Origin of the sequence: Wolbachia endosymbiont of Ctenocephalides felis wCfeT, assembly GCF_012277295.1 — a bacterium.
GTDB lineage: Bacteria > Pseudomonadota > Alphaproteobacteria > Rickettsiales > Anaplasmataceae > Wolbachia.
The window spans coordinates 1,217,409-1,236,980 of record NZ_CP051156.1; the positions used below are offsets into that span (position 1 = coordinate 1,217,409).

Annotated in this window: 19 protein-coding genes and 3 pseudogenes; 10 read left to right on the forward strand and 12 right to left on the reverse strand. The window is 34.5% G+C overall.

Annotated elements, in window-relative coordinates; all coding sequences use genetic code 11:
* Positions 1-413: 413 nt before the first annotated feature.
* The 5 genes from panC to HF197_RS05945 all read right to left on the reverse strand — a co-directional run bounded on the left by panC (position 414) and on the right by HF197_RS05945 (position 4,508).
* Positions 414-1,181: a pantoate--beta-alanine ligase gene (panC, locus tag HF197_RS05925; RefSeq protein WP_168464627.1), complete on the reverse strand. Its 768-nt coding sequence runs from the start codon at positions 1,179-1,181 to the stop codon at positions 414-416.
* Between the two features lie 113 nt (positions 1,182-1,294).
* On the reverse strand, positions 1,295-2,155 hold the full coding sequence (locus HF197_RS05930) for a Rossmann-like and DUF2520 domain-containing protein (protein WP_168464628.1): 861 nt from the start codon (positions 2,153-2,155) through the stop codon (positions 1,295-1,297).
* Positions 2,156-2,206: 51 nt separating this feature from the next.
* Complete coding sequence (gene panD / locus HF197_RS05935; protein ID WP_256359333.1) at positions 2,207-2,551, reverse strand: aspartate 1-decarboxylase; 345 nt, start codon at positions 2,549-2,551, stop codon at positions 2,207-2,209.
* Between the two features lie 60 nt (positions 2,552-2,611).
* On the reverse strand, positions 2,612-3,403 hold the full coding sequence (panB, locus tag HF197_RS05940; protein ID WP_168464630.1) for a 3-methyl-2-oxobutanoate hydroxymethyltransferase: 792 nt from the start codon (positions 3,401-3,403) through the stop codon (positions 2,612-2,614).
* 70 nt (positions 3,404-3,473) lie between these two features.
* Positions 3,474-4,508 (reverse strand): Glu/Leu/Phe/Val dehydrogenase family protein, encoded by a 1,035-nt coding sequence (locus tag HF197_RS05945; protein ID WP_168464631.1) that lies wholly within the window; start codon positions 4,506-4,508, stop codon positions 3,474-3,476.
* A gap of 302 nt (positions 4,509-4,810) precedes the next feature.
* Here HF197_RS05945 and HF197_RS05950 point away from each other — a divergent pair, with 302 nt between their 5' ends.
* Together HF197_RS05950 and HF197_RS05955 are read left to right on the forward strand one after the other, a co-directional pair.
* On the forward strand, positions 4,811-6,016 hold the full coding sequence (locus tag HF197_RS05950; RefSeq protein ID WP_168464632.1) for an IscS subfamily cysteine desulfurase: 1,206 nt from the start codon (positions 4,811-4,813) through the stop codon (positions 6,014-6,016).
* A complete protein-coding gene (locus tag HF197_RS05955) occupies positions 6,006-6,860 on the forward strand; it encodes a DMT family transporter (protein WP_168464633.1) in 855 nt (284 codons plus the stop codon). Before HF197_RS05950 ends, HF197_RS05955 begins: the two co-directional genes overlap by 11 nt.
* A 39-nt stretch (positions 6,861-6,899) precedes the next feature.
* Here HF197_RS05955 and bioB read toward each other — a convergent pair whose 3' ends face one another.
* On the reverse strand, positions 6,900-7,853 hold the full coding sequence (gene bioB, locus HF197_RS05960; RefSeq protein ID WP_218938901.1) for a biotin synthase BioB: 954 nt from the start codon (positions 7,851-7,853) through the stop codon (positions 6,900-6,902).
* A 52-nt stretch (positions 7,854-7,905) separates the two neighbouring features.
* Between bioB and HF197_RS05965 the strand changes: the two genes are divergently transcribed.
* The 5 genes from HF197_RS05965 (at position 7,906) to bioA (ending at position 12,256) form a co-directional block, all read left to right on the forward strand.
* Entirely contained in the window at positions 7,906-9,015 is a 1,110-nt protein-coding gene (locus HF197_RS05965) for an aminotransferase class I/II-fold pyridoxal phosphate-dependent enzyme (RefSeq protein WP_246168484.1), read from the forward strand.
* An 89-nt stretch (positions 9,016-9,104) separates the two neighbouring features.
* On the forward strand, positions 9,105-9,662 hold the full coding sequence (locus tag HF197_RS05970) for a hypothetical protein (RefSeq protein ID WP_168464635.1): 558 nt from the start codon (positions 9,105-9,107) through the stop codon (positions 9,660-9,662).
* Positions 9,631-10,380 carry a methyltransferase domain-containing protein gene (locus HF197_RS05975; RefSeq protein ID WP_168464636.1) on the forward strand — a complete coding sequence of 250 codons (750 nt, stop codon included), beginning with the start codon at positions 9,631-9,633 and terminating at the stop codon, positions 10,378-10,380. The genes HF197_RS05970 and HF197_RS05975 overlap by 32 nt, the downstream gene beginning before the upstream one ends.
* Positions 10,365-10,982, forward strand: a complete 618-nt coding sequence (gene bioD / locus HF197_RS05980; RefSeq protein WP_168464637.1) for a dethiobiotin synthase — start codon at positions 10,365-10,367, stop codon at positions 10,980-10,982. The genes HF197_RS05975 and bioD overlap by 16 nt, the downstream gene beginning before the upstream one ends.
* Positions 10,979-12,256: an adenosylmethionine--8-amino-7-oxononanoate transaminase gene (gene bioA, locus HF197_RS05985; RefSeq protein ID WP_168464638.1), complete on the forward strand. Its 1,278-nt coding sequence runs from the start codon at positions 10,979-10,981 to the stop codon at positions 12,254-12,256. Before bioD ends, bioA begins: the two co-directional genes overlap by 4 nt.
* Here the strand turns inward: bioA and HF197_RS05990 are convergent.
* From HF197_RS05990 to HF197_RS07660, 3 genes and pseudogenes are all read right to left on the reverse strand, one after another.
* Positions 12,253-12,630 (reverse strand): HesB/IscA family protein, encoded by a 378-nt coding sequence (locus HF197_RS05990; RefSeq protein ID WP_168464639.1) that lies wholly within the window; start codon positions 12,628-12,630, stop codon positions 12,253-12,255. The genes bioA and HF197_RS05990 overlap by 4 nt on opposite strands.
* Positions 12,630-13,061 carry a Fe-S cluster assembly scaffold IscU gene (iscU, locus tag HF197_RS05995; RefSeq protein WP_168464640.1) on the reverse strand — a complete coding sequence of 144 codons (432 nt, stop codon included), beginning with the start codon at positions 13,059-13,061 and terminating at the stop codon, positions 12,630-12,632. The genes HF197_RS05990 and iscU overlap by 1 nt, the downstream gene beginning before the upstream one ends.
* Before the next feature lie 384 nt (positions 13,062-13,445).
* Positions 13,446-13,554, reverse strand: a pseudogene (locus tag HF197_RS07660) (IS5-like element ISWpi1 family transposase); the annotation flags it as partial.
* A 442-nt stretch (positions 13,555-13,996) separates the two neighbouring features.
* Here HF197_RS07660 and HF197_RS07580 point away from each other — a divergent pair.
* From HF197_RS07580 to HF197_RS07665, 3 genes and pseudogenes are all read left to right on the forward strand, one after another.
* A pseudogene (locus HF197_RS07580) lies at positions 13,997-14,838 on the forward strand (hypothetical protein); the annotation flags it as partial.
* Positions 14,839-15,006: 168 nt separating this feature from the next.
* Positions 15,007-15,360 carry a hypothetical protein gene (locus HF197_RS07585; protein WP_256359343.1) on the forward strand — a complete coding sequence of 118 codons (354 nt, stop codon included), beginning with the start codon at positions 15,007-15,009 and terminating at the stop codon, positions 15,358-15,360.
* A gap of 50 nt (positions 15,361-15,410) precedes the next feature.
* The gene (locus tag HF197_RS07665; protein WP_369800032.1) at positions 15,411-15,713 is read left to right on the forward strand and encodes a hypothetical protein; all 303 of its coding nucleotides are present in this window, start codon (positions 15,411-15,413) and stop codon (positions 15,711-15,713) included.
* Here HF197_RS07665 and tnpC read toward each other — a convergent pair.
* The 3 genes and pseudogenes from tnpC to HF197_RS06030 form a co-directional block, all read right to left on the reverse strand.
* Positions 15,710-17,070, reverse strand: a pseudogene (tnpC, locus tag HF197_RS06020) (IS66 family transposase). The gene HF197_RS07665 and the pseudogene tnpC sit on opposite strands and share 4 nt — an antisense overlap.
* Positions 17,071-17,298: 228 nt before the next feature.
* Entirely contained in the window at positions 17,299-19,251 is a 1,953-nt protein-coding gene (gene ligA, locus HF197_RS06025; protein ID WP_168464643.1) for an NAD-dependent DNA ligase LigA, read from the reverse strand.
* A 29-nt stretch (positions 19,252-19,280) separates the two neighbouring features.
* A complete protein-coding gene (locus tag HF197_RS06030) occupies positions 19,281-19,565 on the reverse strand; it encodes a helix-turn-helix domain-containing protein (protein ID WP_168464644.1) in 285 nt (94 codons plus the stop codon).
* Between the last annotated feature and the right edge of the window lie 7 nt (positions 19,566-19,572).

The window sequence follows — 19,572 nt, forward strand, 5'->3', positions numbered from 1 at the left end:
AAAGTTCTTACTTATTCCTTATGTTTTTATGGTATGCAACATTAAATTTGGTGCCTACACAATTGAGAACAAGAATAAATTTATAGCAAATTTTAATAAAATTAGTTAATAAAATAAAAGTTTAGAAGTAAAGCAGTCAATAAAAGATTTTCCATTAACACTGCTTTATCAATTCTTTTTGCTGGAAAATTTTGTTGCATAAGATGAATATTTAAACTGAGGTAAGCATAACAGTGAAAGCCACAGGACAATTATGTATGGAGTTTATCATAATACCTGATCTTTCTTGTTCACAAAGAAACTAAAACAACAATACTATTATTGTATAATTTATGTCAATTAAACCAATACTGCTTATCAAGGGTTTTTGTTACAGACAGAGAACAGTAAAAAAAATATGCATGCACAGGTATTTAAACTAAAAAGTTGTCTATTAATGTAGTTTCACCTATTTGAACTGAACCGTACCTTCTTTCATTTACTTCTTCGATATAATTGACTTTAAAACCTAGTGCTCTTAATTTAGCTGTTATTTGTTCAGGCGAAAGTTGTTTAGATGAAAGTAGTAATGGAAAGTGCTTAGCCAATTCCATTTGTTCTTCGCTAAGGTTTCTGTTTCTAGAACTTAGTGCAACCCCATTTTTATTCCTGATTATGGAACAGAGTATAATTTCCGTATCAATAAAAAAAGCTTCCTTCATTCCTTTGATTAGCTCGTACTGCTGGTAATCTTTTTCACCAAAATATGCTCTATGTGGTCTTACAATATTTAGAAGTTTTAGTACCACAGTTAACATTCCGGTAAAATGACCAGGACGATATGTTCCTTCTCTAAATAAACTAATATTGTCTTCAACAACTTTATAATGAAAATCATCAGGATATATCTCATTACTTGCCGGAAAAATTACAGCATCTACTTTTTCATATCTAGCTATTTCTAGGTCTTCCTGAATTGTCCTTGGATAGTTTTTATAGCTAGACTTGTCAGCAAACTGGGTTTCATTAACAAAGATACTAAGGACAGAGAAATCATTTTCTAAGATTGATTTTTTAATCAAACTACAGTGTCCCTCATGTAAACAACCCATGGTTGGAATAAAACCTATAGATTTTATATTAGATAAAGAACTTTTTCTAAAAATGTTCCACTCCTTTATAGATTCAAAAACTTTTGGCATTTTTTGGTAACAACAATTCCAGTATACAGCTTAATATACTATTCTTCACGCATACTTCAACTTTTTTTCACGCATACTTCAACTTTTTTTATTGAGTTCTTAGCATACTTTCTTTACTCAAGTAATTCTCTTATATAGTCAAAGTAACAGTCTTTACCGGATATCGATTCTAAAACTACATTACCTAAAGCCTTATATAGGCTCAACAGCAATGGCATTGACTCCAGAGAACTGATATGGCTTTTTATAATATCTATATCTCCTCTTTGTATTGGACCAGTAATAGACTTTTCAAGAGACCTATTTCTATGTATATTTGCCAAAGTACCTGAAGAGAGGCTATAAATAATATCGAGAATATTGTTTTCTTTTATACCAGCTTTATAATAGAAATCGTATGATATTTTTAATAAAGCAATTAAGTAATTTGAAGCAAAAACACTTCCAATGTGATATAAACTTTTTGCTTCTCTGTTAATTTTGAAAACTTTAGCTCCTATTCTTTCAAAAAGACATCTTATTAATGAAAAAGCTTGCTTATCGCCTTCATAAGCACAGTACGTTCCTTTAAATGTTTTAATGCTTACCTCTGGATCTGCGAAGGATTTTATAGGATGTAATGAGCCAACAAAACATCCTGCTTTTTTTGCAGAATACAAAACCTTTGAGTTTAATGTACCGCTGAAGTGGATTACAACATCTCCCCTTGCAAGCTTTTCATGACTTAATAGCTTCTGACAAACACTAGGGATTAATGAATCTTGTGTTGATATTAACCATAAGTTAGAGGTCATTAATTCTTCGTAGCCATTGCAAACATAACCATCTTCTATAAACTTAATAGCTCTCTCAGAGGAATCAATATTTCTGTTTAAAATTCCTTTAATGCTACAATTAGCTTTTTTTGCTAGAAGATAACCAATTGTCTTTCCTACTTTACCGCACCCTATAATATTTACAGAAATCTTTTCCATCAAACTACCATGACAATACAGTAGAAAATACAAAACTATAGAATAGGAGCTTTAAATAACCCTATCAATACCATTAGACTTGTTAACTAAAACAACAGAAGGCTTCCAATCTTTAGGAACAGGTTCCTCTATCTGTAAATACGACATAATAATCACTAAGTCCCCTACGTTAACTAGATGTGCTGCAGCTCCGTTTACTTGAATCACACCGCTGTTCTGGTCACCTTCTATAGCATAAGTTTCAAACCTATTACCGTTTGTAACATTAACCACCTGCACAAACTCAAAAGGAACTATATTTGCCACTTTCATTAGCTCTAAATCAATAGTAATTGACCCTACATAATGTAGATCACTATGTGTTACTGTTGCTCTGTGAATCTTTCCATTTAACATATTCCTAAATTTCATAAGTTGCTCTATATAAAAAACTTTCCTTAATAACCTTATAAACCTCTAATAATAACAATGATTCTCAAGAGGAAACTTTTCCGTTTTAACTTCTTCATCGAAGTCATTTAAAGCATTCTTTATCATCTGATATCCATCTAAATAGGTTTTTAGGAATTTAGGACTAAAACCAGAATTCATACCTAACATATCTTGTAGTACTAACACTTGCCCAGATACACTAGGACCTGCACCAATTCCAATAGTTGGAATTTGAAGTTTTTCTGTTATTACTCCAGCTAATTTTGCCGGGATGCACTCAAGTACTATTGCAAAGCAACCAGATCTTTCTAACGCAATAGCTGACTGTAAAATTTCTTCCTCCTCTTCTTTTTGTTTGCCTTGTACTTTAAATCCCCCTAATTGATTAACAAACTGAGGTGTCAATCCTAAATGCCCCATAACTGGAATACCAGATTCAACTATGTGAGAGATTAGCTCTAAATTTCCTTTTGCCCCTTCTATTTTGATTGCATGAGCACCACTTTGTATAATTCGTAAAACAGAGTTCATAGAATCAGTTAAACCTTTTCTAAAAGATAAAAATGGCATATCTACGATAATAGTCTTTTGTTTTGCCCCTCGAGCAACAGCACCAACATGCATACACATTAACTCCACAGTTGCTAAAATGGTATCTTTATGGCCATGCATTACCATGGCTAAACTATCTCCAACCAAAATGGCATCTATATTTGTTCCATCAATGATTCTAGCTGACCAATAATCATAACAGGTAACCATACTAATCCCTTTCGATAATTTTTTCATATCCTGGAATTTTAAGATACTTGCCATTTCTACCTCCATAAAACCTCTTGAAAAGGTGATTTTATTACTAAATTAGAATAAAATCAACCATTATTTCTTAAGCTTCTGAATTTTGAAAGTAAGAACTTGCTATCTCATCAGCCACGGCATTTGTAGATTTTCCTAATCTTTCAGAAGATATAAAAATTTCCATTAAGGTACCATAAATTGCTGCTATTTTTGATTCTATTTGACTTTTTAACATATTACTATAAAGTCCGGCTACATGAATAAGACCGCCAGCATTAATTACGTAATCCGGTGCATATAAAATATTTCTTTTCTTTATTATTTCACTAACTGTATCATCAGAAAGCTGATTATTTGCTGATCCAGCAATGATTGTTGCTTTCAATTTAGAAATAGTTTCTGGATTTATTGTGCCACCAAGTCCACATGGTGCAAAGACGTCACATTCTATAGAATAAATATCGTTTGGACTGACTACACTAGCTGTAAATTCCTTTAAACACTTGTTTACCATCAGTGGATCATAATCGCATATAGTGAGTTTTGCACCTCTCTCATAAGCTTTTTTTCCCAAAAAGAAACCTACATTTCCTACACCTTGAATAGCTATATGAATACCACTCATTTTTGAAGTGCCGTACTTGAAATTAAGAGCAGCTTCAATTCCTCTTATTACACCTTCTGCAGTATACGGTGCTGGATTGCCATCAATTCCAAGTCCTGTAAGATATGACGTCTGGTTAGAAATTATCTCTAAATCTTTAGTAACCATACCGCTATCCATAGTTGTAATATACCTACCGCCTAGCTGATTTACAAAGTTACCAAAACTCTTAAATAAAAGTTGCCTATCAAAAGGTTGCTCTGGTTTTAATATAACAGCCTTACCACCACCGTATGGTACCCCAGCAAGAACTGCCTTAAAAGACATACTTCTTGATAATTTCAGCGCATCTACAAGTGCATTCTGACTAGAATCGTAGCTTATAAACCTACACCCGCCTAAGGCAGGTCCATTGGAGGAATTGTGAACACAAATAATTGATTGAAGGCCAGTTTTCTTATCACATTTAATATATACTTCCTCATGAGCATCAAGTTCATAAGTATCAAAGTCTGGCATTTGTTTTAACATAATTTTGATAAATAAAATTCTATTTTTAGTATAGACCTTAAAAGCTATTAGTCACCATTTTTTTACTATCTACAAAAACAGCATTGCATTTGAAATCAGGCTCAAAGACTATTAGTTTAGCTCTGAAATGGGTTTATAAAAAAAGGCCACCATGTCTAGTTTGCACTATCCAGCCTATTTATAAGGATACTTTTTATCTTTGAAACCGTTAGTAGCAGGTTAAAACTAAACTGTTGCATTAAAAAATATTTTCTCCATATTTAAATTGGTATAATAAATCGGAGTGTACAGTGAAAATACCAATCTTCCTGGACTATCAATCAACAACTAAAGTAGATCCTCGCGTGTTAGAGGTGATGATTCCTTACTTTGGTGAATTCGCTAATCCACACTCACGTAGTCATTCATTTGGCTGGACTGCTGAAGAGGCTGTTGAAAGGGCAAGGAAGTATATTGCAGAATTGATCAATGCAGATAGTAAAGAAATAATATTTACTTCTGGTGCAACAGAATCAAACAACATGGCAATTAAAGGAGTTGCCAACTTTTACAAAAATAAAGGTAATCACATAATAACAGTTTGTACTGAGCATAAATGTATTCTTGACTCTTGTAGACATTTAGAAGGTGAGGGTTTTGAAGTAACTTATTTACCTGTTCAGCAGAATGGTATGATAGACTTATCAAAGCTTGAAGCAGAGATTACTGATAAAACTGTCCTTGTTTCAGTTATGATGGTAAATAACGAAATAGGAGTAATTCAACCTACAAAAGAAATTGGTGCAATATGTAGAAAACACAACATATTCTTTCATACAGATGCTGCACAGGCGTTTGGTAAAATTTCAATAGATGTAATGAATATTGATTTAATGAGTCTTTCGAGCCATAAAATTTATGGGCCGATGGGAATAGGGGCACTATATGTGCGTAGAAAAAATCCTCGCGTGAGATTAACTCCATTAATTAGTGGTGGTGGGCAAGAGAGAGGTATGCGTTCTGGTACAGTTCCAACTCCTCTTGCAGTTGGTTTTGGTGGAGCAGCTAGAATTGCAAAAGAAGAAATGATAGAAGAAACAACTAGGCTAGAAAAGTTAAGAGACATTTTATACAACAAAATAAAAGAAGCATTTCCTGATGTTGTGTTAAATGGTGATTATGAAAACAGGATTCCTGGAAATTTGAATTTAAGTTTTCCTTATGTTGAAGGCGAATCACTTATCATGGCAATAAAAGACTTAGCAGTTAGTTCTGGTTCTGCATGCACTTCAGCTTCCCTTGAACCTTCATATGTTATACGTTCATTAAATAACGGTCATGATCTTGAGCACTCTTCAATTAGATTTGGTTTAGGTCGCTTTACAACAAAAGAAGAAATTTTATATGCGGCAGATCTCGTCACTAAAAATATTGGTCGATTAAGAGAGATGAGTCCTCTTTGGGAGATGGTTCAAGATGGTATAGATTTAAATTCAGTTAAATGGGATGCTCATTAGAGGAAATAGTTATTCTATTGGTGTTATTTGGTTTACACTTAGCTTGTTTAGCAGTGCAATCAATGATGTTATAGCTAAGTATTTAGGGTTACGTCTTAATAGTTTTGAACTGGCTTTTTTTCGTTTTTTATTTAGTACCGTTACTCTCATACCTTTCATTATCTACTATGGGATAAAAACTCTCAAAACAAACAACTTCATTATTCAGATAATTAGAGGAGTTTTATTGTTTCTTGGTATGACTTCTTGGAACTATGGATTAACTGTTGGCTCTGTAACTACAGCAACAATCGTAAGCTTTTCTATACCATTATTTGTATTGCTACTTGCAGTACTCTTTTTAAACGAGAATATAATTTGGCAAAGATGGGTAGTAGTAATTATCGGGTTTATTGGTATTGCTATTACCTTAAAACCTAGTAGTGATCCTAAAATTTTTATTGTAGCTGCATTGTTCTTTTCTCTCTTGGATATAATCAATAAAAGAATTGTTGTTCAAGAATCAATAATCAGTATGTTATTTTATTCAGCTTTAACTACAACCATTTTCTCTATTCCACCTTCATTACTTTATTGGCAAACACCGTCTTTCTTGGAATTAATGTTGCTGTTTATTCTTGGTGTTAATGCTAACTTAATTTTATTCTTTATATTAAAAGCTTTTGCTATTGTCGATGCCACTGCACTTGCACCATATAGATATTTTGAATTAGTGATCTCTGCAGTAGTAGCATACCTTATATTTGGCGAGTTTCCTGATAAAAACATTTGGTATGGTGCTTTAATTTTAATATCATCAACATTATTTATAATTTATTCAGAGCATAAGTGCAACGTGCTATAATTTACCTCTACAAAGTTGAACTTTATAGAGGTGTTTTTTTTAATGTTCCATGTATTGTAACTTCTGTAACCCTAACCTCTGGAATAAATAATTATCCTGTTCAGGTACTGGATTGTGGGCTGTAAGTAGCTTTTCACCATAGAAAATTGAATTAGTGCCAGCAAGAAAACATAGTGCTTGTAGTTCATCTGACATCTTTTCTCGCCCAGCTGATAAACGTATATAGGATTTTGGCATCATAATTCTTGCTATTGCAATAGTGCGAACAAAATCAAATGGATCAACATCAGCTACATTCTCAAGAGGAGTTCCAGGAATTTTCATCAGCATATTAATTGGTACTGATTCTGGTGGCTCATCCATATTAGCAAGAAGAATTAACATCTTTATACGATCATCATTAGTTTCACCCATACCAAGAATACCACCACAGCAGACCTTGATTCCGGCACTACGTACATTTTCCAGTGTATTTAAACGATCTTTAAAAGTACGTGTTGTTATAATTTTATCGTAATATTCTTCAGATGTGTCAACATTATGGTTATAAAAATCTAAACCAGCTTCTTTTAACATATCAGCTTGGTGATCTTTCAATAACCCAAGAGTAACACACGTTTCAAGACCTAACTTTTTTACTTCTTTAACCATTTTGCAAACAACTTTTAAATCTTGATCTCGTGGACCACGCCAAGCTGCACCCATACAGAAACGAGTACTGCCAGCTTCTTTTGCACGCTTTGCTGCTTCAACTACTTCGGCAATTTCCGATAAAGACTCTTTTTTCAATCCAGTGTCATAATGTGCTGACTGTGGGCAGTAAGAGCAATTTTCAGGACAACTACCTGTTTTAATGCTTAAGAGTGTACTAATCTGTACTTCACTAGAATTAAAATGTTTTCTATGTTCCGTTTGTGCTGTATACATTAACTCGGGAAACGGAAAGCCGAAAATTTCGTTTGCCTCGGCAAAAGTCCATTCTTTTGTCATTATCTAACCTCCTATGAGAAAAATTATGTATTACTTATACCACAAATACTATAATATGCTACAAAATAAAGGTAAATATCGCCAACTACCAGACACGATATTTGATACAAACTTTATCGATTTTTCCACCAATGATTACTTTGGTTTAAGTAAGTCAAAAGTGTTATTTGAAGCAGCAAAACTTGCTGGGGAACAGTTTGGAGTAGGGTCTACTGGTTCTCGTTTGCTTTCAGGTAATAAAAAGATATTTGAGGATCTTGAAAATCAGATTGCTCAAGATAAAGAAAGTGAATCAGCTCTTATTTTTAACTCAGGTTTTCAAGCTAATCTAACAGTCCTTGCAAGTCTATTAGATCAATCAGTGTTAGGTAATAAACCTATTGTTTTTTTTGATAAATTAAATCACGCTAGTTTGTATCAAGCTGTTTTCCTAAGCCATGCTGAACTTGTGCGATATAGACACAATGATATGGATCACTTAAGTAATTTACTAGCAAAATTCAAAAACGACTTGAGACCAAAGTTTATTGTCACTGAAACCATTTTTGGTATGGATGGAGATATTGTGCCAATAGAGGAAATTTTTGCTCTCAGTAAAGAATATGAAGCTTTTCTATACTTAGATGAAGCACATGCAACAGGTATCATTGGTCATGATGGGTACGGTCTATCTACTAATGTTAATCTTCAGGAAATTCCTCATTTGGTTCTAGGTACTTTTAGTAAAGCTTTAGGATGCTTTGGTGCATATGTAGCTTGTTCTAATGTTATAAAAAACTATCTCATCAACAAATGTTCAGGATTTATCTATTCAACCTCTCTTTCTCCAATGATAATTGGGGCAGCAGCTAAAGCTTGGCATTTAGTACGACATCTTGCTAATCAGCGCAAAACTCTACTTTTTAAAGCTGCAAACTTGAAAAATCATTTGCAAAACCTGGGATTTAATACAGGTGATTCAGTTACTCATATTATACCAATAATTCTAGGTGACGAAACAACTGTCATAAATGCAAAAGAAAAACTTCTAAAACACGGATTAATTGTTTCTGCTATACGTCCACCTACTGTTCCTACTGGAACGTCAAGGTTACGTATTGCACTGAATGTTAGTCATACTGAAAGTGACCTAGATCATTTAGTGCACGTTCTTCAGCAAATATGAATTACTGCTTTTGCCATGGCTGGGGGTTTAATCATAAATTTTTTGAACCTCTTATCAATGAATACTTTTCCCATGCTTCTTGCTACAACTTGGATCTTGGTTATTTTGGAGAAGAAAACTTAAACCTGCCAAGTCAAAAAGATAATACATTTATTGGTATTGGGCATTCTCTTGGTTTAATAAAGCTAGCATCTTTAAATGTAAAGTTCAAGGCACTTATTGGCATACAAGCCTTTGTTAAATTTTTAGGATTTGATTCGCAATTACACAGAGAACGTGAATTGGAGTTAAAAACAATGATGCGGAATTTTAAAATAAGTTCCATAGACACCATGATATCCTTCTACAAAAGGTGTGGTATTAACTTGAGAAACAACTATTCTTTTAGTCACCTGAATAAAGTAAAACTAATGCAAGATTTAAAATTATTAACTACAACACATGAGTTGCCACGTATGCCACTATTGATATTAGGTGCAACAGATGATACAATCGTACCTCCAAGGCTTATCTATGATAATTTTGGTAGCGATGTTATTATGCACAATAAAGGTCACCATAGTTTAGGTTTACTCGAGCATCGTTTTGTATATGAACAAATTGTTAATTTTTTGAATGGAATTACAGAAAAAATACATACAGGGTAATTTTAGCAGAGCAAGCTCATCCTATGATTCTGTTGCTTTAGTTCAAAAAGAATGTGCTATAAAACTAGTTAGTATATTGGGAAATTATTTTTCTGAGTTTTACCCATATTCCATTTTAGATTTGGGTACAGGTACAGGATGTATTCCAGAAATCTTATTTAATTTTTTTCCACGAAGCAAATTTGCTTTAAATGATATATCGTCCAACATGCTGACAAAAGCAAAAGAAAAACTTGCAGGTAGAAGAGTTGAATTTATCTTAGGTGATATGGAAGAACTAGACTTTAGCTTTTATAGCCTGATCATTTCAAATTTAGCCCTTCAATGGGTAAATGATATAAACAAAATAATAAAAAGATCTTATGAAAATTCAGACGTTTTTGCTTTCTCATGTTTACTTGATGGTACATTTAATGAATGGTCTAAAATCTTTATAGAATCCTCACTACCTGTACCAACTTATCGTTACCCATCCCAACAAGAATTAGAGAGTAATTTGCTTTCTTTAAACCCAAGTAAATACTTTTTTGATTTGCAGGAATTTAAATTGAGTTTTTCAAATGCAAGTGAATTTATCAGGTATCTAAAAAACTTAGGGGCAAATCAAGGTAGCAAAATAATTCTTCCAGCTGATCTAAAGAAAATCATTAAAACCTATACAGATAAGATTAACATAACTTACAAGGTATTTTTTGGAGTTTTATGCAGATCTTTGTAACAGGAACAGATACTGATGTTGGTAAAACTATTATAAGTAGCTGGCTTTGTTTGCACACTGGATATTCATACTTTAAACCTATCCAAACTGGAAGTGTTTTAGGTACAGATAGTCATCAAGTAAGTGACTTGGTTAGTACTGAAGTCTATAAAGAAGATTTTGTTTACAAAGAACCACTGTCTCCTCATCTGGCAGCATCACTGGAAAACTGTAGCATTGATATCGATAAGATTAGTTTGCCAAAAACACATGAACTAATAATAGAAGGTGCTGGTGGAATTCTAGTGCCAATTAGTAGAGATAAATTTATAATTGACTTAATTAAAAAGTTTAACGTACCCACAATTTTGGTTGCTAGATCTGTTCTTGGTACAATTAATCATACATTACTAAGCTTAGAAGCATTACGTGCCAGAAATATTTCTATTTTAGGAGTGATCTTAAACGGACCACCTAATCAAGATAATCTTGAAGCAATAGAATTTTATGGCAGAGTACAGGTGTTAGCCTCAGTACCAAAACTACAACGAATTAACAGAGAATCTTTAATGCAAATACCACTTTCAAATCAATTAAAAACTATTTTTGAGGTTAAGCAATGATGAATTTAAGTGAACGTGATAGAAAGATTATATGGCACCCATTTACACAAGAAAAAACCGCCGAGCTTCCAATTGCAATTAAAAGAGCCTATGGGTCATACCTTTATGATGAAGATGATAAGTCATATCTTGATCTAATTTCCAGCTGGTGGGTAAATCTGCATGGCCATGCTCATCCTAAAATCGCTGAAGCTATATATAAACAAGGTATAACTTTAGAACATGTGATTTTTGCAGGGTTTACCCATGAGCCCGCAGTAATACTTTGTGAAAGGTTGAAAACTTTATTGCCCGATAAGCTTTCCAGGTTCTTTTTTTCAGATAATGGCTCCACTGCTGTTGAAGTAGCATTAAAAATGGCTTATCAGTACTGGTGGAACCGTGGCAACTATGAAAAAACTACCTTCTTAAGTTTTGCCGGAGGATATCATGGTGATACATTTGGAGCAATGAGTGTAGGTGCTAAATCTGGATTTCATGATGTTTTTTCAAATCTATTGTTTTCTGTTTTAACAATACCTTTCCCTGAAACCTGGAGTGGAGATGAAGAAATAGAGAATAAGGAAAAGTACTCACTTGAAGTATTGGAAAATCATCTCAATACTGGTGCCAATAAAATTGCTGCATTAATTTTAGAACCCTTAGTACAAGGTGCAAGTGGTATGAAGATGTGTCGACCAGAATTTATTAATAAAGTTGTTAACTTAGTACGCAAACATGAAATTTTAGTAATTTGTGATGAAATTATGACTGGCTTTGGACGTACTGGTACCTATTTTGCTTTCGAACAAACCAAAATCATACCAGATTTTTTATGCATCTCCAAAGGGCTAACCGGAGGCTTTCTTCCACTTGCTCTTACAATTACTACTGAAGAAATTTATTCAGCATTTTTAAGCAAGCATTTTAGCAAAGCATTTGCTCATGGTCACTCTTATACTGCTAACCCACTTGGTTGTGCTGCTGCAATTGTTTCCCTAGATTTACTTATGAAACCTGATACTATGAAATCAATTCAGAGAATCCATAGTGCACAGAAAAAAGAACTAAATTCATTGAAAACTTGTACAAACATTCAACATATACGCGTGACTGGTACAATAGCAGCCTTTGACATTCATAATGCCCAAATGTTAAAAACAACGTTTTTGAAACACGGTCTTTTAATCAGGCCACTTGGCAACACTATTTATTTATTGCCACCTTATTCAATAAGCACCTTGGAACTTGAAGAAGCTTATGCAAAAATTAGAAATATCCTTGATGCAAGCTAAACATGAAAACTTTCTCCGCAACCACATTTTCCTTTTTCATTAGGATTATTAAAAACAAAACCCGATGAAAGTTTTTCTTCTACATAATCCATTTCAGAGCCAAATATAAACATAATAGACTTTGGATCAATTAACACCTTAACTTTAAATCCATCACAACAGCTTGCTTCAATTAGTGACTCAAAAGGACGAATATCGTAAGCATACTCAATGGTATACTTTAACCCAGAACACCCCTTTTGCTTAACTAATATCCTTATTCCTATTACTTTCATTTCAGAAGAATTTTGATCCAGTAAATACCTGACTTTTTCCAATGCCCTATCTGTGATAGTAATAGGATCTTTTTTATTTTTTCCCAAATACTCACTCATTATGATTCAACTTCATTCGCTTCATACTTCTCACCTCCTGATTTATTATTACCATTCTGTTTACTACGATAATCATTAATTGCGGCTCTGACAGCATCCTCAGCAAGAACTGAACAATGTATCTTAACAGGTGGTAAAGATAACTCTTGTACTATTTGAGTATTTTTTATTTGTGCAGCATCCTGAATAGTCTTTCCTTTTATTATCTCGGTCAGTAATGAACTTGAGGCAATGGCAGAACCACAGCCAAAAGTTTTAAACTTGGCATCTTCAATAATACCTTTTTCATTCACTTTTATCTGCAGTTTCATTACATCACCACACGATGGAGCACCAACCAGACCAGTACCAACTTTTGGATCACTATTATCTAAAGACCCAACATTTCTTGGATTTTCATAATGATCTAAAATCTTTTCATTATAACTCATATGATAACCTATACATTAATAACTATGTAGTTATAGCATATTAAGACTATAGAAGTAAACTACGGTAAAGCAGTTAAAAATATTTATAATTCTTGGTGTGAAAATTTTCATCATCAGAGAAATAATAACGGCAGTTGAGCAAAACTCTATGCTTTTAAAGACTACAGCAACCACAATTATAGCACTCTTTCCAATGTTTCCACTACCTCTAGCTAGCTTAGCTATTGCAGCAATATGGCGTTTCCTTTTGTTCCTAGCATGAGCGATAAAGGTTACAGCTATGATAATTCTGTCTCAGAGAGCTTTCTTAGTTTACCAAAAAGAGACTGCCCATTCCAAGTACTCCATAGAGGTTTTTTTAGAGCTTGTTCGTAAACTAAAAAATCAAGCATGTTCCCTCTTTAAATATAACTCTACTAATAGATAGATATATGAAATTTTCAGTAGATGTGGTGAGTAAATCATACTCTTTTGATAGTTTCCTGTTTTTGTTGAAGTGGCACATCAAGCACCCTGCCTATTGCCCGAAATCTACTATTATTCAAGTATATAGCTACCGCTATACACCTCGTTTTATCACTGTATTTTACTTGATTACCTTCCAATACTTGATTTTGCACACTTTTTACAGATGCAGCACTGCATCCCTTTACCATTTTTGATCAGCTCATCTTGTTTGCAAAACTTACATCTTTCCGTATTCCCTTATCTCTAAAATCTAATCCTGGATTTCTATCTTGATTTGTCAACGCCCAAAAAGGATAAGAATTTCAGCAATTTACTTTAATTCATAGTTGGAATTTACATGAAAAAATTCTGTTATATACCAATAAAAAAATATTGACTTAAATACTTTTATGCACTTTCAATGCCGTTTTAAATAAGTATTAGGGAGGTAAGTTATGCCTAAATCACATATTTTAGGTTACCCAAGGATGGGTGAACGTCGTGAATTAAAAAAAGCGTTAGAAGCCTATTGGGCAGGAAAAATCTCTCAAACTGATTTGCTTGAAACAAAAAATGCGCTGGAAAAGGACATTTGGGAAATGCAAAAAAATCAGGGTTAGATTACATCACCGTAGGAGACTTTGCATTATACGACCACGTATTGGACGCTAGTTTACTATTTAACGTAATTCCGGAGCGGTTTATAGCCTGTGATAATGAGATGGATAGAATGTTTTGTATGGCCAGGGGTAAGGCGCCTAATGGTTCAGAAGCTCAAGCCTGTGAGATGACGAAATGGTTTGATACCAATTATCACTACATTGTTCCTGAATTCTCAAAAGAACAAAAGTTTACTTTAAATCCAGAAAAATTACTGGACGCTGTGGAACGTGCTCAATCCACAGTAGGGAATTCTATTAAACCGGTTATTTTGGGACCACTCACTTTCCTATGGTTAGGGAAGGTGGGCAATGATACGGATAAATTATCGTTATTAGAAAATTTAATTCCTCAATACAATCGACTCTTTGAATTACTCAACCAAGCTGGGGTTCAGTGGGTACAAATGGATGAACCTATCTTAGCCCTTGATCTAAACAGGGATTGGAAAGAAGCGTTTGTACACGCCTATTCAGAACTTCAATGCTCAAAAGTAAATGCACTGCTCACGACCTACTTCGGTGCTTTAGATGACAATCTGGAGTTCGTTTCAAAAATGCTTGTGTCCGGCTTGCATATCGACCTATGTAGAGGTCCAGAACAACTGACCGATGTTTTAAAACAGTGGCCATAGAATAAGGTATTGTCTTTAGGTGTTGTAGATGGTAGGAATATATGGAAAAACGATCTGACTGAAACACTGAGTCTCGTCGAGGATCTTAGTAAAAATAATGGGGTTTCTCCAGAAAATATATGGGTGGGTTCTTCATGCTCTTTGTTACATTGTCCCATTGATTTGTCACTAGAAACGGAGCTTGATGCAGACATAAAGGATTGGATGGCTTTTTCAAAACAAAAGATACAAGAAGTTGCCACAATTTCCCGAGGATTAAGTGAAGAAAAGTCGTCGATAGAAGAAACGTTACAAGAAAATCGCCAGGTCGTTCTTTCTCGGTCTACATCAAAGAAAATTCACGATAATACGGTTAAAGAAAGAGTTAGCAAAATAACGGAATTAGGGAGTAAAAGAGCTCATGACTACTGTACTCGAGCTAATGTCCAAAAAGAAGAATTGAAATTACCTCTTTTACCGACAACGACGATTGGGTCTTTTCCTCAAACTCAAGAGATACGACGGAATCGCTCTCAATTCAAGAAAGGGGATACCCTCAATGAATATCAAATTTCCTAAAAGAAGAAATAAAAGAGGTTATAAGAGTTCAAGAAGAATTAGGGCTAGACATACTCGTTCATGGTGAACCAGAACGGAACGATATGGTAGAGCATTTTGGTGAACTGCTTCAGGGATTTACCTTTACCAAGAATGGTTGGGTTCAAAGCTATGGATCACGGTGTGTAAAACCTCCTGTTATTTACGGTGATGTAAAAAGAACACAGCCTATGACCTTAGAATGGTCTGAATATGCCCAGTCACTTACTGATAAGCCTGTTAAGGGTATGCTCACAGGGCCAGTAACGATTTTAGAATGGTCTTTTGTCCGAGATGATCAGCCCAGACAGTATCCATTCAGGTGTATGGCTTAAGAAGCAATAGCCAGTAGGTTTTGAAAAGGATTTAACTTCTTTTGCCTCCAAGTCAAGTACAATGAAATTATCCTCTCAAGAAACATATTTCCCCGTTTCGATTGTGTAAAATATGAAACTTTTCGGTAAACAACGTAATGCCGAATCTGTCGCTCAGCATAGTTGTTTGTCAGTGGAATATTTTCTGGATCGTCCAAAAATTTCCACATCATCAGATCCGATTTCATGATATTTTTTGCTACTCGAGACGCTCCAATTGCCTCGGGTAAATTTGATATATTCTTTAAGTAATATCTCGTTCGCTTGCGTAATTTTCTTGCTCTTCTTATGAACCTTAATGTGTCTATTTCATCCTTTAACAGAGCTTTTTTCAATGCAAATAATTCAGTAGCAACATTCCTTAAATAATACCCCAAAACTTTCACTTCGCTATTCCAACTATGAGACAACCTTTCAAAATCTCTTGCTAAATGTGCCCAACAGACCTGCCTTTTCTTGCTGGAAAAGTAGTTGTAAGCTGCATATCTGTTGGTCACTACTAGGTTGTTATTCTTTCCAAATTTACTATTTTCCAGGACTTTCATCCCTCTTGACTCTGTCAATTTGATCACACTTCCTATTTTGCTCGCAAACATCCAGCACCAGCCCTGTTTACCTTTGTTGTAATGGCTAGTTTCATCGATATGTAAAATTTTGCTCTTGCTTACCTCTTCCTCAATTTGCTCATATGCTTCTTGGCATTTTTCTGCCACTCTAGCCTCGCTATTTGATACACTACCGACGCTGATATCCAGGTTGAAAATGTCCTTTATAATATTTGCCACTTCTTTTTTCGAATTCTTGTAAAATCCACTTAATGCTGCAATTACTGACTTAACTCTTGGACCAAATGTGTCCGCAGTTACTCCTTCTTGTAGCTTGCTACTTTTTCTTTTTCCACATCTTTTGCAACGTCCATGCTCTAGTTGATATTCAACTACATACGGCTTGATTTCCGGCAAATCGACCTTTTGATGAGTATACGGATCTTTTGATACCGCAATTTCTCCTCCGCACTCACACGTATTGGGCAGTTCTATTTTTACCATCTCATCTGCCTCCATTTTAGGGCGGTAACTGCCTTTATGTCCAACCTGTGCTCCTACTTTCCTGTCACTTTTTGGCTTATTTTCCCTCATCTTATATAATTCTTTGGAGCTTGGTATAGATGAATTTTTTGAATTTAAGCCAAGCCTTTCTTTTAACTCAGCGTTTTCGATCCTTAGCGCTTTATTTTCTGCTTTAAGCTCTTCTATTTTTGTTTCTAACTTTTCTATAGTCTGCTTAAACTTTCGCAAAATTCTAAAAGATCAACCATATTACCTCACAGCCACTCTAGTTTACCTTTTTAGCATTCCTTGTCTACTCTTTATTTTACCGCCCGGCTGAATGGATACAATATTACTGCTTAGCATTCTATAAGTGCAACAAGAAAAGATTTAAAATATCAAAAACTACTAAAAGCTTAAAAGCCTTTTCCCAGACTGGTTTTGAGTTGTCCGGAAATTCAGGAACACTTGATTCATTTATAATCTTAATGGACTTATTAACTATTTGCAACTAAGCTAAGCCTCTCTTCCTCTCGTAGTATTTTTATACCAAGCTCCACAGCTTTTTTGTGCTTTGATCCAGGGTTTTGACCTACTACTAAAAAGTGGGTTTTGCTTGATACACTTGAGCTAACTTGTGCTCCCATAGATCTAGCTTTGTTGCTTGCTTCGTCTCTTGACATTTTTAAGGTGCCAGTGAAAACAATGATCTTACCACTTAAAGCTGAGCTGCGTTTATTGTTATCAACGGGAAGAATATTCAAATGGGACACAAGATTATTTAACATATTTACGTTTTGCTGATTGGAAAAGAATGACCTTATAGATTCGGCTGTTTTCTCTCCAATGCCATCTATACTCATTAATTCAGAGAAAGATTCATAGCATTGCAGCTTCATCATCGAATTTTGCCAATTTTCAAAGAAAACGTAGTGCTTTGCTAGTAGTTTTGCTGTACCTTGAGCAATGAACCTGATACTGAGCGAAGAAATAAATCTATCCAAGCTTATAGTTTTCCTGCTATTTATAGAGTTTAATAAATTAGCTATAGATTGCTTTCCCCAGCCATTGTATGCTTCCAAGTCAAACTCTTTTAATTTTTCTTCTAGTGTAAAGATGTCTGGAATTTGCTGAATAAGACCAATATCATAAAAGAACTCAATCTGTTTATCAGCTAGCCCAATGATAGCGAAGGCTTCTTGCGAGACAAAATGTTTTAACTTCTCAATAATTTGGGCCTTACAAGTGAACTCTCCAGAGCATCTTATAGCCGTTTCTCCATCAACTTTTTCTATTCTACTTCCGCATTCAGGACATACCTCAGGGAAGATGAACTTAGGTGCATTTGGTAGACGAGAATCTTTATCTACTTCTACAATGTGTGGAATAACATCACCAGCTCTTGCAACTACAACGATGTCTCCCTCTCGTATATCTTTCCGTTTTATCTCCTCATAATTATGCAAACTTGCTCTGCTTATAATCACCCCTCCTACGTTTATTGGTGTTAATTTTGCGATTGGAGTAAGAACTCCGGTGCGTCCGACCTGTATTAATATCTTTTCTAATTTGGTTTTTCCATAAGCTGCAGGAAATTTATGCGCAATAGCCCATTTAGGTGCTCTGTTGGTACTACCTAATTTGCTATGCAATTTTAAATCGTTCATTTTGTAAACAATGCCATCTACATCGAACCCTAAGTTACAACGGCAATTATATATCCCATTATAGAATTGTAGCATTTCATCTACGCTCTTCGCTAAGAATCGGTGTTTATTTACACAAAAACCAAGCCCCTCCAATCTATTTAATACTTCATCTTGAGTTTTTTCTTCTCCACCTAACAAAGAATATGCAAAGTATTTAAGCGGCATATTTGCAGTAATATTAGGATCCAATTGCCGTAAAGAACCAGCCGCTGCGTTTCTTGGATTTGCAAAGTCATTATTCTCATTTAATTTTAAAAAGTCGTCATTTCTTATATAAGCTTCTCCCCGTACTTCTAATCTATCCTTTATACCAGACAGCACTTGTGGGAAATCCTTGATAGTTGCAATATTTTTTGTAATATCTTCACCATAATCGCCATCTCCACGGGTTGCGGCTTTGATGAATCTTCCATCTTCATATACGGCAGAAAAAGATAACCCATCCACTTTTGGTTCACACATTATCTCTAATTTACTAACATTCAAGAGCTTTTTTACCTTAGTTATAAACTTTTCTATATCTTGCTCATTATATGCATTACCAAGTGACAGCATTGGTTCGCTGTGTTTTACTTTGCCAAATCTACTATCCAGTTCTGAACCTACTTCTATTTCTTCTCCCAATTCAACTGCCTTTTGTTTTAATATATCGTATTCTGCATCAGTTATCTCCGGCTTATTCTTCTGATAATATAGTAAATTATGGTATTCTATTTTTTGTCTTAGTTCTTGGTTTGTCATATACTCCCTCACATTAATTCAAAAGCAGCTTAGTAGTTTCTTTTCACAGTAATTTCCACCTCACAATCCAATAGAGATAAGAGCATGAAAATCCTTTCTGCGCTAAACCCTTTAGTCTTCAAATTTTCAATTGACGATATTTTTGGCTGGTCCAGTTCCAGCATATCTGCAGCTACTGTCTGAGTCCAGTTATGAGCTTTTATAATATCTCTTACAATGCTCAACAATTCTGTTCTTACTTTATTTTTATTACTCCATTTTACTACAAGCATAATTTCCTCACCAAAAATTTGTCCTCTTTCAGCAACAGACAAAATCAAC